The 15,533-nt window shown below is 57.9% G+C and carries 15 protein-coding genes and 2 pseudogenes; 7 read left to right on the top strand and 10 right to left on the bottom strand.

The window, feature by feature from the left end; genetic code table 11:
- Positions 1–118: 118 nt before the first annotated feature.
- A complete protein-coding gene (locus FGA82_RS26340; protein ID WP_141129354.1) occupies positions 119–1,453 on the bottom strand; it encodes an amidohydrolase in 1,335 nt (444 codons plus the stop codon).
- A gap of 304 nt (positions 1,454–1,757) precedes the next feature.
- Between FGA82_RS26340 and FGA82_RS26335 the strand changes: the two genes are divergently transcribed.
- Entirely contained in the window at positions 1,758–3,704 is a 1,947-nt protein-coding gene (locus FGA82_RS26335; RefSeq protein ID WP_141129353.1) for an S-type pyocin domain-containing protein, read from the top strand.
- A 1-nt stretch (position 3,705) separates the two neighbouring features.
- Entirely contained in the window at positions 3,706–3,954 is a 249-nt protein-coding gene (locus FGA82_RS26330) for a bacteriocin immunity protein (RefSeq protein ID WP_141129356.1), read from the top strand.
- Between the two features lie 22 nt (positions 3,955–3,976).
- Here FGA82_RS26330 and FGA82_RS26325 read toward each other — a convergent pair.
- Positions 3,977–4,248, bottom strand: a pseudogene (locus FGA82_RS26325) (hypothetical protein); the annotation flags it as partial.
- Between the two features lie 33 nt (positions 4,249–4,281).
- Between FGA82_RS26325 and FGA82_RS32985 the strand changes: the two are divergent.
- The 3 genes and pseudogenes from FGA82_RS32985 (at position 4,282) to FGA82_RS26315 (ending at position 5,239) form a co-directional block, all read left to right on the top strand.
- Positions 4,282–4,692 (top strand): annotated as a pseudogene (locus FGA82_RS32985) (HNH endonuclease signature motif containing protein).
- Entirely contained in the window at positions 4,692–4,943 is a 252-nt protein-coding gene (locus tag FGA82_RS26320; protein ID WP_249384290.1) for a bacteriocin immunity protein, read from the top strand. The pseudogene FGA82_RS32985 and the gene FGA82_RS26320 overlap by 1 nt, the downstream one beginning before the upstream one ends.
- 47 nt (positions 4,944–4,990) lie before the next feature.
- On the top strand, positions 4,991–5,239 hold the full coding sequence (locus FGA82_RS26315) for a bacteriocin immunity protein (protein ID WP_141129352.1): 249 nt from the start codon (positions 4,991–4,993) through the stop codon (positions 5,237–5,239).
- 47 nt (positions 5,240–5,286) lie between these two features.
- Here FGA82_RS26315 and FGA82_RS26310 read toward each other — a convergent pair whose 3' ends face one another.
- From FGA82_RS26310 to minC, 7 genes are all read right to left on the bottom strand, one after another.
- Entirely contained in the window at positions 5,287–7,443 is a 2,157-nt protein-coding gene (locus FGA82_RS26310) for a mechanosensitive ion channel family protein (RefSeq protein WP_141129351.1), read from the bottom strand.
- Between the two features lie 77 nt (positions 7,444–7,520).
- Positions 7,521–7,697 carry a hypothetical protein gene (locus FGA82_RS32205; RefSeq protein ID WP_171057362.1) on the bottom strand — a complete coding sequence of 59 codons (177 nt, stop codon included), beginning with the start codon at positions 7,695–7,697 and terminating at the stop codon, positions 7,521–7,523.
- A 168-nt stretch (positions 7,698–7,865) separates the two neighbouring features.
- Entirely contained in the window at positions 7,866–9,155 is a 1,290-nt protein-coding gene (locus FGA82_RS26305) for a M18 family aminopeptidase (RefSeq protein WP_034151767.1), read from the bottom strand.
- A 197-nt stretch (positions 9,156–9,352) separates the two neighbouring features.
- A complete protein-coding gene (locus tag FGA82_RS26295; RefSeq protein ID WP_141129350.1) occupies positions 9,353–9,988 on the bottom strand; it encodes an RluA family pseudouridine synthase in 636 nt (211 codons plus the stop codon).
- 169 nt (positions 9,989–10,157) lie between these two features.
- On the bottom strand, positions 10,158–10,412 hold the full coding sequence (gene minE / locus FGA82_RS26285) for a cell division topological specificity factor MinE (RefSeq protein ID WP_003223146.1): 255 nt from the start codon (positions 10,410–10,412) through the stop codon (positions 10,158–10,160).
- Complete coding sequence (gene minD / locus FGA82_RS26280) at positions 10,412–11,224, bottom strand: septum site-determining protein MinD (RefSeq protein WP_007913953.1); 813 nt, start codon at positions 11,222–11,224, stop codon at positions 10,412–10,414. The genes minE and minD overlap by 1 nt, the downstream gene beginning before the upstream one ends.
- Before the next feature lie 169 nt (positions 11,225–11,393).
- Positions 11,394–12,131 carry a septum site-determining protein MinC gene (gene minC / locus FGA82_RS26275; RefSeq protein WP_038367080.1) on the bottom strand — a complete coding sequence of 246 codons (738 nt, stop codon included), beginning with the start codon at positions 12,129–12,131 and terminating at the stop codon, positions 11,394–11,396.
- Positions 12,132–12,248: 117 nt separating this feature from the next.
- On the opposite strand from minC, the gene FGA82_RS26270 reads away from it, so the two are divergent.
- Both FGA82_RS26270 and FGA82_RS26265 read left to right on the top strand, forming a co-directional pair.
- Positions 12,249–13,181 (top strand): lipid A biosynthesis lauroyl acyltransferase, encoded by a 933-nt coding sequence (locus FGA82_RS26270; RefSeq protein WP_016982867.1) that lies wholly within the window; start codon positions 12,249–12,251, stop codon positions 13,179–13,181.
- Positions 13,182–13,216: 35 nt separating this feature from the next.
- Complete coding sequence (locus tag FGA82_RS26265) at positions 13,217–14,389, top strand: patatin-like phospholipase family protein (protein ID WP_141129349.1); 1,173 nt, start codon at positions 13,217–13,219, stop codon at positions 14,387–14,389.
- 133 nt (positions 14,390–14,522) lie between these two features.
- On the opposite strand, the gene FGA82_RS26260 is transcribed toward FGA82_RS26265, so the two are convergent.
- The gene (locus FGA82_RS26260; protein WP_064118621.1) at positions 14,523–15,308 is read right to left on the bottom strand and encodes an outer membrane protein OmpK; all 786 of its coding nucleotides are present in this window, start codon (positions 15,306–15,308) and stop codon (positions 14,523–14,525) included.
- Positions 15,309–15,533 lie beyond the last annotated feature (225 nt).

The following is a 15,533-nucleotide window of genomic DNA, read 5'->3' as shown; positions in this document are numbered from 1 at the left end:
CTGTGGGAGCGAGCCTGCTCGCGAAAGCGCCCGGACAGCCGACCAATCTCTGTCGTATGTACTCAATCCCTGTGGGAGCGAGCTTGCTCGCGAAAGCGCTCCCACAGTCACCTCATCTCTACTTGTCGACCCGCGCATTGGCATACAGATAATCCGTCGCCAACGAGGCCAATGTCCTCACGCCCACCACCAGCGCCGACTCATCCACAAAGAACCCGGGATTGTGATTCGGCGCTGCCTTGCTCATGTCTTGGTCTCGTGGTGTCACGCCGAGAAACACAAACAATCCCGGTACTTCCTTGGCGTAGAACGAGAAGTCTTCCGCGCCCCCCACCAGCGGTGCATTCACCACATCATCCTTGGCGGCCCACTTCAGCGTCGGTAGCATCTTTTCCGTCAGCGCCGGGTTGTTAATCGTCGGGTCGTATTTTTCGATGATGGTCACGTCGGCTTTTGCACCGCCGCTTTCGGCGATTTTTTCCACGGTCTGGCGTACGTCGGCATGCAGTTTCTGGCGGATGCCGTAGTCGTAGGAGCGGATCGTGCCGGTCATGTCCACGGATTCGGGAATGATGTTGTAGCGCTTGCCGCCGTTGATGGTGCCGATGCTGACCACTGACGGATACGACGAGATGTCGGTGCGACGGCTGACCACGGTTTGCAGGCCGACGATGGTTTGTGCGCCGACGGTGATCGGGTCGATGCCGTCCCAGGGGCGGCCGGCGTGGGTCTGTTTGCCGAGGATTTTGATGCGCAGGTCGTCGGAGCTGGCGAGGGTGGCGCCCGGACGGTAGGCGATCTGACCGGCGGGGACGCCGGCCCAGACGTGCAGGCCAAAGACCGCGTCGGATTTTGGTGATTTCATCACGCCTTCCTCGACCATCATTTTCGCACCCCAGGTGTTTTTGCCGTCGGGAATGAAGTCGCTCGGGCCTTCTTCGGCGGGCTGGAAGTAGAACACCACGGTGCCGGGTAATGTGTCGCGCATGCCTGTGAGAATTTTCGCCGTGCTGAGCAGGATGGCGGTGTGGGCGTCGTGGCCGCAGGCGTGCATGACGTCGACTTCTTTGTCGAGGTAAGTGCCTTTGGCTTTTGAGGCAAACGGCAGATTTGAGACTTCCTTGACCGGCAGTGCGTCCATGTCGGCGCGCAAGGCCACGGTAGGGCCGGGCAGGGCGCCTTTGAGGATGGCGACCACACCGGTGCGGGCGACGCCGGTTTTCACTTCCAGACCCATGGCCTTGAGTTGTTTGGCGACCAGCTCGGCGGTGCGTTTTTCCGTATTGCCGAGTTCCGGGTGGGCGTGGATGTCGCGGCGGGTTTCCAGCAGTTCCGGTTCAAGTTGTTTGGCTTGTGCGGCGATTTGTTCGCGGGTGCTGTCCAGCGTGGCAGCACCGGCGTGACCAGCGAGCAGGGTAATGAAAACGGCTTGGGCAATGCGTGTCAGCTGCATCGGGATTCTCCTTGTTTATTGTTCTTGGCTTCCCTGTCTGTGACAAACGCCCAGCAGGTAAGTGCTCTTGGGTGATTGAAGCGCTGCGCTACCTTCCAAAGTTGCTGAAGAAAAAGAGTAGTAGAGAAACTTCCTACTGCTTTATCAGTTCCGTCCGGCGTGACAGAAAAACCGCGCACGATAAATATGTACCGCACTGCGCAACATTTATTTTCATAAATTTCTCTAGGTGCCGGTCACGTTATTGGCTGTTTGAAGGTGACCGGCCAACGCGACAAAACTATTGTCCATGGAGGGTTTATAAATGCAGCGTAATGGAATAACGCTTCCGCCGAGTGTGGTGCGTCCGGATAAACAAGATGAATATTTACATTATTTAGGGGCGGGAGACGGTTCGGGGCAAAATATCAACTTTGCGCCTTTGGGTGAAATACTCGATATGGAAAGTATCTATAAAGATACTTCCAGGAATATTGCTCAGGTCATTGAATATGAACTGGCAGAAGTGCGGGCAGCAGGTGATCAAAGTGTATTGCCTCCTTTGGATGCGCTGGCGCGGGAGATGCGATTCAGGGAGTCGCTGACGACACGAAAATTCAATGCGTTTTTCGTGGCGAGAGACGTTGCCATTCAACGTTTCAGTCATGCCCAAATTGAAACTTTTTTTAACGGTGGCCGGTTACCACAGGTAAATCGGCGAGGCAGCGGTGTCAGCGTTCGGCAGGCCTATAGCGCCTTGTTTAATGCCAAGTTGCTGGTCGAAGGCATCAACTTGTTGAACAGCCAGTCGGACACGGTCAAAGGCATGATTGCTGTGGTGCAAGCGCAGGAAGCCGAGCGGATTGCCCAGGAGCAGGCGCGGTTGGCGGCGGAACACGCCAGGCAGGTTGCACAGGAACAGGCCCGCGTCGCTCAAGAGCAGGCTCGACGGCTGGCGGAAGAACTGGCGCGGCAGGCCGCCGCCAATGAACTCAGGCGACTTGAAGAAGAACAGGCCCGCCTGGCGGCTGAGGCACTGGAGCGCAAGCGTGCCGAGGTACAGGCGGCGCTTGAGGCTGAAGCCGAAGCGCGCAGGGTTGCTGAGGAGCAGCATCGGCGGGAGGCCATCGAAGAGGCCAATCGCCTGCTTGAGGAGCAGCAACGTAGCCGCGGTCATGGCAGCCTTTTACGCCTTCAGGGCAATGTCAGCCACGCCCAACTGGTATTTGCGACATCCAGCGGTGCGGTTGCGATTGCGGACAATCTGATGGCGGGATTAGCTGCCGTCATTCGCTCGGCAGTTGCCGGCCTGTCGGGTCTCGCGGCAGGCACGGCGTCGGGTCTGATGGTGGGTGTGAGTGCATTCATCTACTCACCGACGCTGGGCAATGGTGAGTTGCCTGAACGCTTTCTGCTCAGCCATCCGCTGTCGGACCTGCTTCCCGGGCCTTTACCGGATCTGCACAGGCTGGCAAGCGAAAGGGCGTTGCTGGATTTACCCGTACGTTTAAGTCCCCGGCCATTGACAGGCAATCTGGCGGAACTGCTCGTTGTTCCGGTAGGCGGCAAAAGACTCCCTTCCGGCGTGCGAGTGATTGCAGCCGGTTATAACCCCGGGGAAAACACCTACGGCACCACGCTTACTGACCTTCCGCCAACAACCGTGGTCTGGACGCCTTCAGTAACGCCGACTGACAGTTCAACGCAGTTGCCCGTCGAAGAATCAGCTCCACCGCGATACTTCGGCGGCAATCTCGTCCCGATTGAAGGACGGATCGATACCTATCCTGTCCCGGGCAACATTCACTTCGACGACTTCATTCTGGTTTTCCCGCCGGAATCGGGACTGCCACCGCAGTACGTCATGTTCCGGGATCGCCGGAATGATCCGGGGGTTGCCAGCGGCTATGGAGAGCCGGTACCGAGTAGATGGCTGGAGGCGGCTGCGCAAGGCGAGGGCGCGGCGATTCCTTCGCAGATTGCCGATCAGTTGAGGGGGAAAGAGTTCAAGAGTTTCAGGGTTTTTAGAGAGACGTTCTGGAAGACTGTTTTCAATGATGGAAAGTTGGCTGATTTGTTTAATGCGACAAGTTTGAACGAAATGAAAAAGGGCAAAGCCCCGATAGTTAGATTTGGCGATACAGCAGGGGCAAGAGTGAAATACGAACTACATCACAAGGTCGGCTTGGCAGAGGGAGGGGATTTATATAATGCTGACAACATAAATATCGTTACCCCGAAGGCACATGTTGAAATTCATAAAGGGCTTTGAAATGAAATCGATACAGGATATGAGAGAGGAAGATTTTCTTGAGTTTGTCAAGAAAATATATAATTCCGGGTTTGCTACAGAGAAACAGCAAATTACTGCCATTCTTGAGTTCTCCAGGCTAGTTGAGCATCCTTCTGGTCACGATTTGATTTACTACCCAGAGGAAGGCAAGGATGGGCCTGAAAATGTTGTCTTGGAGGTAAAAAACTGGCGCTCCGCTAACGGTAAACCCGGTTTCAAAGACAACTAAAAAAACAAGCCCCCTATTGGTTTTATCTTCCAATAGGGGGCCATCTCTGTTCAGCTTTCCTTTTTTTGATTTCCACTCTAGGCGTAATCACCTGCACACTCATCCGCGGCGTCGCCAGATCCAGCCCTGCCTCGTCCAGGTGACGTTTTAGCGACAGGTGAAGGCTCGGGAAACTTCCCACTGTTTGATCGGCTGGCCGACGTCGCGTATCAGTTTTAACGCGTCATCGATTTCCATGTTGTACGGCGCGGCAACGCGGAAGATCGCGTAGCCGAATTCCCGTGAATAGTCTTCCCGCCGGAATCGGGACTGCCACCGCAGTACGTCATGTTCCGGGATCGCCGGAATGACGCGGGAGTGGTCAGCGGTTATGGAGAGCCGGTTGTCGGCCGATGGCTGGAGGGGGCTGCGCAAGGTGAGGGGGCGGCGATTCCTTCGCAGATTGCTGATCAGTTGAGGGGGAAGGAGTTCAAGAGTTTCAGGGTTTTTAGAGAGACGTTTTGGAAGACTTTGGTTGCTGATACCGAACTAGCGATCTGATTTGATCCAGGTAGCTTAAAAGAAATGAGCAACGGGCGATCGCCGTTTGTAAAAAGAGATAATCGTGTTGGAAAAAGAGTGAAATTTGAGTTGCATCACAACGTTGCGTTGTCAAATGATGGGGGGTTGTATGATATGGAAAATTTGCTCGTACTGACTCCAAGGCAACATGTTGAAGTTCATAAAGGAGGTGTGTAGTGGCTAATTCGATTAGTGATATGTCCGAGAAGGAATTCTTGGATTTTGTATGGAAAATATATCAGTCCGAATATGCGACTGAGAAACAGCAAATTGCAGCTGTGATGGAGTATGAGAGGCTGAGCGAACATCCTGCGGGGTCTGATTTGCTTTACTACCCCGAGCCAGGAAAAGAAGGCCCGGAGCGTGTGGTCTTGGAAATAAAGAATTGGCGCAAAGCCAATGGAAAATCTGGTTTCAAAGATCAATAAAACTCTATTTTCTAAAGCGCACGTCGAAGTTCATAAAGGAGTTTGATATGAAATCGATACGTGAAATGAGTGAGGAGAGTTTTCTTGAATTTGTCAGAAAAATCTATAACTCAGAATTTCGTACAGAGAAACAGCAAATTGCTGCCATTCTTGAGTTTAAGCAGCTAGCTGAGCATCCTTCTGGCTCAGATTTGATCTACTACCCGGAAGAAGGTAAGGATGGGCCTGAGAAAGTTGTAATCGAGGTGAAAAAATGGCGCTCCGCTAACGGTAAGCCTGGTTTCAAAGATCAGTAGAAGTAACCCCCTATTGGCGTTTTCTGCCATAGGGGGCACCCTTCGGTTCAGTTGTCCTTTTTATACTCCGCGCCCGGTGTGATCACCTGCACGCTCATGCGCGGCGTTGCCAAGTCGAGTCCTGCTTCGTCCAGGTGACGTTTGAGCGACAGGTTGAAGGCCCGCGAAACTTCCCACTGTTTGATCGGCGCGGTCTTGAACCGTGCGCGCAGAATCGCGCTGCCGGACTCGAAACTCTCGACCCCCTGAATCTCCAGCGGCGACCAGATATTGCGCCGCTGCAGCGGGTCGGTGCGCATCTTCTGGCCGACTTCGCGCATCAGTTTGATCGCGTCGTCGATTTCCATGTTGTACGGCACCGCGACGCGGAAGATTGCGTAGCCGAATTCCCTTGAGTAGTTCTTGATGCTTTTGATTTCGCTGAACGGGATGGTGTGGACGATGCCGTCGATGTCGCGCAGGCGCACGGTGCGGATGGTCAGGCCTTCGACGGTGCCGAGGTGGCCGCCGACGTCGACGTAGTCATCGATGGCCAGCGAGTCTTCGATGATGATGAACAGGCCGGTGATCAAGTCCGCGACCAGCGACTGTGCACCGAAACCGATGGCCAGACCGATCACACCGGCACCGGCCAGCAGTGGCGTGACGTTCATGCCCATGTTCGCCAGGGCGACGATCAGCGCGATGATGAAAATCGCTACGAACAGCACGTTGCGGATTAGCGGCATCATCGTTTGCGCGCGGGCATTTGCCAGACCTTTGCGCGAGCGGGTGAGGGCGTGGTGCACGGCGGTGTCGGCGAGGATCCAGATCAGCCAGGAGAAAATCAGTGTGCCGATCAGGCTGAACAGTTTGACGCTGACGTCGTGCCCTTCGCCCTCGGCGAAACCGATCAGCGACTGGCCCCACACGCGCAGGCCGAGTTCGATGAAGACCAGCCAGACCACCAGGTGCGCGAGGGTGTAGAAGAAGCTTTTCAGGCGTTCGGAGTAGAGCGCATGACGTTTTGGCCCACGCTGTGGTTTCAAGGAGTGCCGGCGGACGAGGCCGTTGATCACCATGCACATCACCAGCAACACGGTGCAGATCAGTGACTGGCGCAATGCGGTGCTGGTGTCGCCGGCGGAAACGAACGTGGCGAACAGCGAGATGCCGACCAGTACCAATGCCGGCACGTACCAGAAGGTGCCGAGGATTTCGATGGTGTCGCTGAGGGCCCGGCGGGTCAGGCGTCGTGACAGCGGCTGATTGCGGATCAAGTGCGCGATCGGTCGACGGAAACGCAGGATGAAGAGGCCGGTCGACAGTGCCGCGAGTACATTGGCGATGGTCGCGGCGGTGTGGGCCAGATGCACGCCGAGGCTTTCGATCAGGCGTGGATCATTCAGCGCTTCACCGAACGCGGCGAAGCTACCGATCAGCCACAACGGCCGGAACGCCTGATGACGCAGGATGTAAAGCGCGCGATGGCGGTGCGGGCCGTCGAGCAGGGAAAACGCGATCACGCAGATTGCCGAGAAACAGGTGCCGACCACCAGCGCATAGGCCAGCACCATCGCCAGGCTTTTGCCCAGTGACGACGGCAAGGCGTAGCTCATGTAAACGGTCATTACCAACGCAATCAGCCACGGCCCGAGCTTGCGCAAAGCGAAGCGCAGCATGTCGAGAGCCTTGGGATGTTGCGGCAGTTCCTCGGTAAGGCCGAAGCGCATGCGCACCCGATGGCCGAGCCAGATCAGCGCGGCAGCGAGCAGGCTCCACACTGCGAGGATCATGGCGAAGCCGAAGATGATTGGCAGCCACTCGTTGGCCGGCAGCATCATTGCGCTCAGTTCGTCCTTGGCCAGGTCGAACTCGTTGCCCCAGCGATTGAGCGGGCTGTCAGCGCCGGTGAATTGTTTTTCGAAGTTGGACAGAGTGCCGCCGATCAGGCCAAGCACGCCTTCTTCGGGACTGGTTTGGGCTTTTTTGGTGGCGTCGCGCAGCTTCTTCAGATCGGTCAGCAACTGTGCGCGTTGCTTGTCGTTTTCCAGCGACTTGATGACTTCGTCGAGGGACTGGCCGAGCGGTTCCTGGGCTTCGGGTTGCGCTTTGTTGGTGTTGAGCAGGCCGGGCAAACCGACCGCGTGGGCGGGCGCCAGCGGCAGCAGCGTCATCAGGCAGACAAGGAACAGACTGGGCAAAGCAAAAAGACGAGCGAACACTAGGCGGTCAACCTCGCAAGGGGCGGATTCGCTGGAGTGTACGAGGCCCACTAAAGCAATGCGAGCCGGGCGCGGATTTATTCGTTGAGTTTGGCGAGGATCTTGTAGACCACAGTGGCGAGGATCATCAGCATGCCGACCCACATGGCGAACACACCAGCGTTCTTGTCACGGAAGTTGAAGCCGACCGCCAGCAGGAGCATCCCGGTCAGGATCGGGACGAGCATGGCGTGGAACGAAGACATCGAGATCATGGAGACTGCCTTGTCGAAATGAATGATGTAAGTCTAGGTCGGTTTCTGCCGGCCGGTATTGATCTGAGTAGGAGCTGCCGAAGGCTGCGATCCTTTGATTTTGTTTTTAAGATCAAAAGATCGCAGCCTTCGGCAGCTCCTACATTGAATCGCATTTTGCCGAAGCTTTTAAGGCAACTCGCGGCAGGCGTAGAACGCGCTCAGCACTTTGACCAGATGCGCCAGGTCGTGGCTGCCGCACAGTTCGCGGATCGAGTGCATGGCGAAGGTCGGCAGGCCGATATCGACGGTGCGCACGCCCAGGTGGCTGGCGGTGATCGGGCCGATGGTCGAGCCACAGCCCATGTCGCTACGCACCACGAAGCTTTGCACCGGCACTTCTTCGGCCATGCACAGATGGCGGAAGAAGCCTGCAGTTTCGCTGTTGGTGGCGTAGCGCTGGTTGCTGTTGACCTTGATCACCGGGCCGGCGTTGAGTTTCGGGCCGTGGTTGGCGTCATGCTTTTCTGCGTAGTTGGGGTGCACGCCGTGGGCGTTGTCGGCCGACACCAGCAGGGATTTCTGGATGGTGCGGACGAACTCGTCACCTTCCGGCAGCAGACGACGCAGGGTCTGTTCGAGCATCGGGCCGTCGGCACCGCAGGCCGAGCAGGAGCCGACTTCTTCGTGGTCGTTGCACACCAGCACGCAGGTTTCGTCGGTTTCGGCGGTGAGCAAGGCTTGCAGACCGGCGTAGCACGACAGCAGGTTATCGAGGCGTGCGCCGGCAATGAAGTCGCCGTTCAGGCCGATGACTGCAGCACTTTGCGTGTCGTAGAAGCTCAGCTCGTAATCGAGCACGACGTCGGCATTCAGGCCATGTTCGCGGGCCAGTTGATCGGTGAGCACGGCACGGAAGTCAACGCGCTCGTCACCGGCGAATTGCGCGAGGATCGGCGGCAGCTCGGTCTGCGCGTTGATCGCCCAGCCCTGATTGGCTTCACGGTTGAGGTGAATGGCCAGGTTCGGAATGATCGCGATCGGTGCCTTGAAGTCGATCAATTGGCTTTCGACTTTGCCGTCGCGGCGGAAGGTCACGCGGCCAGCCAGCGACAGGTCGCGGTCGAACCAAGGTGCCAGCAGTGCGCCGCCGTAGACTTCAACGCCCAGTTGCCAGAAGCCCTGACGCTGCAGTTCCGGTTGCGGCTTGACCCGCAGGCACGGGCTGTCGGTGTGCGCACCGACCAAGCGGATGCCGCCGTGCAGCGGCGAAGTGCGGCCCATTTTGATCGCGACAATCGAGGAGTCGTTGCGGGTGACGTAATAGCGGCCGTTCGGCTCGGTGGTCCATGGCTCGCGCTCGTCGAGGCGCACGTAACCGGCGGCCTCCAGACGCTGCACCAGACTGGCGGTGGCGTGGAACGGGGTAGGGGAGGCCTTGAGAAAGTCGATCAGGCCTTGGTTCAACTCTTCGCGCATAAGAAACTCCAGACAGCAATGGGCGGGAGTTTAACGCATCGGCTTGAAGCTTGGGGCATGACATGCGGTCTTGAAATGCATGCAAAAAACTGTGGGAGCGAGCTTGCTCGCGAAAGCGGTATCACATTCAACATTAATGTCGACTGATCAATTGCTTTCGCGAGCAAGCTCGCTCCCACAGGGGGGCGGCGTTGCTGTCAGAACGGGGCGGGACACTCGAAGCGCAGGCGTTCGCCGGTTTGCGGATGGGTGAAACTGAGCATGCTCGCGTGCAGGCACAGGCGTGGCCATGCCGCCAGTGCCTGTTCGTGGGCGTAGAGCCCGTCACCGAGCAGCGGATGCCCGATCGACAGCATGTGTACGCGCAATTGATGCGAACGGCCGGTGATCGGTGTCAGCTCAACGCGACACCAGTCGCCGCAGCGCTCCAGCACACGCCAGAAAGTCAGCGCATGCTTGCCGAATTCATGATCAACCACGTGGCGCGGCTTGGTTGGCGGGTCGTAGCGAAGGGGCAAATCGATGCTGCCACTGTCGAGTTCCGGCTGACCCCAGGCCAGTGCGGTGTAGGCCTTTTCGGTTTCGCGGTCGTGAAACTGCCGCGACAGTTCGCGATGCGTGTCGGCGTCACGCGCGAGCAAAATGATGCCGGAGGTTTCCCAGTCCAGGCGATGGACGATGCGCGCTTCCGGGTAGCCGTTTTCCTGCAGACGGGTAATCAGGCAATCCTTGTTGTCGTCGGCGCGACCGGGCACCGAGAGCAGTAATGTCGGTTTGTGCACCACCAGTACGGCGGCGTCCTGATGGATGATGTGGATGTTGGACAGCGGCATTAAAACAGCCTCGTAACAAATGCCAACGGCGGCTCGGAACTGCTGATAACCCTGTAGGAGCTGCCGAAGGCTGCGATCTTTTGACTTTGAAGATCAAAAGATCGCAGCCTTCGGCAGCTCCTGCACAAGCATCAATAGTCCGAGCCGCCGTAGCGACTGCCAAATCGACTCAGCGATCAGGCAGGGTGATGTTGAGTTCCAGAATCGAGCAACTGCCCTGGCTTTCCAGCGCAACATGTACGTCGTCGTTGCCGATGTTGACGTACTTGCGGATCACGTCGACCAGTTCCTTCTGCAAGGCTGGCAGGTAATCCGGCGTGCTGCGCTGGCCGCGCTCATGCGCCACGATGATCTGTAGACGCTCTTTCGCTACCGAGGCGGTACTTGGCTTTTTGTTGGCACGAAAGAAGTCAAAAAGGTTCATTACCTACCTCCAAACAGGCGCTCGAAGAATCCCTTCTTCTCGACATCGAGGAAACGGTGGGCTTTTTCTTTGCCCAGCAAACGGTCGACGGTATCGCTGTAAGCCTGACCGGCATCGCTCTGGTCGTCGAGAATCACCGGTACGCCCTGGTTGGATGCCTTGAGCACGGCCTGGGATTCCGGAATCACGCCAAGCAGCGTTACCGAGAGGATTTCCTTGACGTCTTCAACGCCCAGCATTTCGCCCTTTTCAACGCGCTCCGGGTGGTAGCGGGTGATCAGCAGATGTTCCTTGATCGGGTCTTCGCCACGTTCGGCGCGACGCGATTTGCTCGCCAGCAGGCCGAGCATGCGGTCCGAATCTCGTACCGAGGACACTTCCGGGTTGGTCACGACGATCGCTTCGTCAGCGAAGTACATGGCCAGGTGTGCACCTTTCTCGATGCCGGCCGGGGAGTCGCAGACGACGAACTCGAATTGTTCCTTGAGCTCCATCAGGACTTTTTCCACGCCTTCGACAGTCAGCGCGTCTTTGTCGCGGGTCTGACTGGCGGCCAGTACGTAGAGGTTTTCCAGACGCTTGTCTTTAATCAATGCCTGTTGCAGGTTGGCTTCGCCGTTGACCACGTTGACGAAGTCATACACCACGCGGCGCTCGCAACCCATGATCAGGTCAAGGTTACGCAAGCCCACGTCGAAGTCGACGATCACTGTTTTGTGGCCGCGCAGAGCGAGGCCGGTACCGATAGCGGCGCTGGTGGTGGTCTTACCCACACCACCCTTGCCGGATGTAACCACGAGAATCTTGGCCAAGGTGTTTCACCCCTAAGGAAGAAGGACTTTTTAGCCCCTGAAAAACATCTCTTGAAAACTACTGCAGTCGGACAGCCTTGGCTGGAATTCGGCGTTGAGCCTTTTTCCTACTTCGTTTGAGCCGTTTTCGCTACGTTTTAGAGATGCTTGGAAAATGCGGCAGTATCCGTTAAAGCCGAATGATGTTCAACACGTCGCCCGACAGGCTGACCTGTACGCCCGAGCCCCACATAGGGTCGCGGCGCAAATCTTCGGAAACCTTGTAATGACCGGCGATGGAGATCAGTTCAGCGCTCAATTGCTGACAGAAAATCCGTGCCTTGGTGTCACCCTTCACGCCGGCCAGCGCCCGACCGCGCATCGGGCCGTATACATGGATGTTGCCATCGGCGAGAAGTTCCGCCCCCGGACTGACCGAAGACACCACGACCAGATCGCCACCTTGGGCATATATCTGTTGGCCACCACGTACTGGCGTGGTGATGACGCGGGTCGGTTTGATGGTCGGTTCCGGCGGTTTTTCCGGTTTCTTTTTGACTTCGGCTTCCGGAGTTTCCAGCGGCCGCTCGCGGGCGCCCGACGGCGGCAGCACGGGAATGTCGATGGCAATGGCGGCGGCGATGTCTTCGATGCGGCTGGCGCGAATCGCCAGGGTGCGCAGGCCATGTTGACGGCAGACGCGCATCAGGCCCGGCAGATCGACGGCGCCTTCGCTCGGCGGCAGTTTGTCCAGCGCCAGAACCAGCGGCGCGTTGCTGAAGAAGTTCGGCGCCTGGGCGACTTTGGCGGCCAATTGCCGATCGAGGCTTTCGAGGTCGTTACGGGCCAGTTCCAGCACAGTAATGGCCAGCATGCTGCCCTTGAGCTGGAATACGGGATCTTGGTCTAACGGTTCGGTTTGGCTCATGTCGGCATACAACGGCTTGTCACTAAAAGTGCCGAGACTTATAACGAGAACGCCCGCGAGCCGCAAGCCGGGTCGAACGATGTAGAATGCGCGGCCACTGTATTTACGGAAGCTTTAATGGATCGCCCGCGTTTTCGAAAAGCATTTTTATCGCCACGCTTCTGGCCGCTCTGGTGCGGTCTGGGGCTTTTGTGGCTGATCGTGCAGTTGCCGTATCCGGCATTGCTGACCATCGGTCGAGTTTTGGGCGCCTTGATGTATCGCGTGGCCGGCGACCGGCGGCGCATCGCCAAGCGCAATCTTGAGCTGTGCTTCCCGGAAAAATCCGCCGCCGAGCGCAAACGCCTGCTCAAGGAAAACTTCGCCTCCACCGGCATCGCTTTTTTTGAAATGGCCATGAGCTGGTGGTGGTCGCGCGAGCGTCTGGCCAAGCTGGCCCACGTTGAGGGCCTGGAGCATTTGCAGAAGGCCCGGCGCGAAGGCAAAGGCGTGATCCTGATGGCGGCGCATTTCACCACGCTGGAAATCGGCGCAGCGCTACTCGGCCAGCAGCACACCATCGACGGCATGTACCGCGAACACAAGAATCCGTTGTTTGACTATGTTCAGCGTCAGGGCCGTGAGCGGCACAACCTCGATTCGCTGGCGGTGGAGCGTGACGACGTGCGCGGCATGCTCAAGTTGCTGCGCTCCGGCCGCGCAATCTGGTATGCACCGGATCAGGACTATGGCGCCAAACAGAGCATCTTCGTGCCGCTGTTCGGCATTCAGGCGGCGACCGTGACAGCGACGACGAAATTTGCCCGCCTGGGCAAGGCGCTGGTGGTGCCGTTCACTCAGGAACGTCTGGCCGACGGCAGCGGTTATCGCTTGGTCATTCATCCGCCGCTGGAAGATTTTCCCGGCGAGACCGAAGAAGCCGACTGCATCCGCATCAATCAGTGGGTCGAGAGCGCCTTGCGCGCCTGCCCCGAGCAGTACCTGTGGGCACATCGACGCTTCAAGAGCCGGCCACCGGGCGAGCCGAAGCTGTACGCCAAACGCGGTTGATGCATCCATCTTTTTAAGCACCATGGAGTGTTGCAATGAGCCCAGCTGAACCGGTCACAGGTTTGATTCTTTCCGGCGGCGGGGCTCGGGCGGCGTATCAGGTGGGGGTGCTGGCGGCGATTGCCGAGTTGCTGCCGTTGGGCGCGGACAATCCGTTTCCGGTGATCGTCGGCACTTCGGCCGGGGCGATCAACGCCGTCAGTCTCGCCAGTGGCGCTACCGATTTTCGTGCCGCCATCGAACGGCTCACCTTGTTCTGGCAGGGCTTTCGCAGCCATCGCGTGTTGCGCAGTGACTGGCCGGGGGTTATTCGTCAGGCCAGCCGTTTTGTCAGCCACAGTCTGCTAGGGATGGGCCGGCAACTGCCGGTGGCGCTTCTCAACAGTTCGCCCTTGCGCGACCTGCTCAATGAAAAACTGCACATGCCCGGCATCGCCGAATCGATCGCGCGCAAGCAATTGCATGCGGTGGCGGTGACCGCGTTCGGCTATGAATCCGGACAAGCGGTAACGTTCTATCAGGGTGGCGGCACGATTGATTCATGGCTGCGGCATCGGCGCATTGGCGTACCGACGCAACTGTCGGTGGATCACCTGCTGGCCAGCTCGGCGATTCCGTTGTTGTTCGCGCCGGTGAAAATCGGTGATGAATATTTTGGCGATGGCGCGGTGCGGCAATCGGCGCCGATCAGCCCGGCATTGCACTTGGGCGCGAGCCGGGTGCTGGTGGTGGGCGTCAGCGGCAACCCGCGCGGGTTTGATCCGCAGCAGCCGCTGGAGCGTGCCTACACGGGGCAACAGCCGACGCTGGCGCAGATTGGCGGGCACATGCTCAACAGCACGTTCATTGACAGCCTCGAGAGCGATATCGAGTTGCTGCAGCGTCTCAACCAGTTCAGTCATCTGATGCCCGCCGGCACGCCGACTCGCGAGCTAGGGGTGGCGCCGGTGGAGGTGTTGGTGATTTCGCCGAGTCAGCCGATCGATGAGATCGCGGCGCGGCACCGTCAGGAATTGCCGGCGGCGTTGCGCTTGTTTCTGCGTGGGCCGGGGGCGACGAAGACCAGTGGGGCAGGGGTGTTGAGTTATCTGCTGTTCGAGGCGGGGTATTGCAGCGAGTTGATTGATCTGGGGCGAAGGGATGCGTTGGCCAAGCGTGAGGAGTTGTGCCGGTTTTTGGGTATTAGCGAGGCGGTGGCTCCCGCCTGAAATCTTCCTTGAGCCCATTCGCGAGCAAGCTCGCTCCCACAGGGTTCGGCGTCGTATGCGGCATTTGCATTCGACATAGAACCACTGTGGGAGCGAGCTTGCTCGCGAAGGCGTCCTTGCGGACGCCGCCGGATCAGAAGTGGAACTTCACCAGGAAGCTGGTCACGTTCTGATTGGTGGTGAACGCACGGGTGTCGTCGATCCCGTACTTGTCTTTCCAGTAGTCGTACTCAACACCGACGTACAACTGCTTCTCGCCAAAATTCAGCGCCTTGCCCAAGTCGTATTTGACCTGTGGGTTGAAGTGCAGGTTGGCGTGGTATTCGCCACGGTTGTTGACGTCGTTGTCGACGACCCAGTCCATGTAACCATCGATCAGCACGTTCGAATCGCCAACCGGGATGGTGTAGGACCAGACCGGGGTGATCTGCCAGACGTTGTCACCCGGGCGCGAGCCTTCGGTGTGGCGCTGGTAGAAGTTCAGCTGGAAGTAGTCGAAACCCGGGATGGCCAGGTCGAAGCCTGGACCGATCAGGTAGGACTCGGTGTCACCCTCGCCGAACTCGTAGGTCATCGCCAGCAGGACGTCTTTGATCGGGCCGAATTCGATCTTCTGGTCGAGCACTTTACCCAGCGAGATACGCGGGCTGAATTCACCGTAGTAGGTGTTCGGACCGTTGTTGAAGTCCTTGTCACCGTTGTAGAAGATCTTGTCGACGAACAGGAAGTTGTCCCCATACTTCCAGGCATCGGCGTGCTCGAAGGTGACGGTCTGCTGGATCGCCGGGTTGACCTTGAAGTCTTTGCCGTAGAGGTAGGTCAGGCTGTTGTTCTGCCACTGCAGCAGACCATCGGCCATGGCCTGGCCGCCGGCCAACATCGATCCCGCGAGCATCAGGCTGGTGCACATACGTTTCATTCGGTTGCTCCCAAAGTAGGTGTTCCACGTTTATTTTTTTAAGATCGGCGCTCTGGTGTGGCGCCTTTTTTCGTTGCTGCAAAAGTCATCCGATCGGTCAGCTTCGTTGCTGTTAGCAAGAGCCGAGCCAAGGCTTTCGAAAAGCAAAAAAACACCCGCTCGGCTGCTGAAAAACAGTCGATTGAGTGTGTTTTCGGGATGCCTCGGTACTGACCGGGGCCGGGA

Origin of the sequence: Pseudomonas fluorescens, assembly GCF_005938625.1 — a bacterium.
GTDB classification, from domain to species: domain Bacteria; phylum Pseudomonadota; class Gammaproteobacteria; order Pseudomonadales; family Pseudomonadaceae; genus Aquipseudomonas; species Aquipseudomonas fluorescens_BD.
The sequence above is the reverse complement of the archived record's forward strand: the minus strand, read 5'-3'. Positions and strand labels throughout refer to the sequence as shown.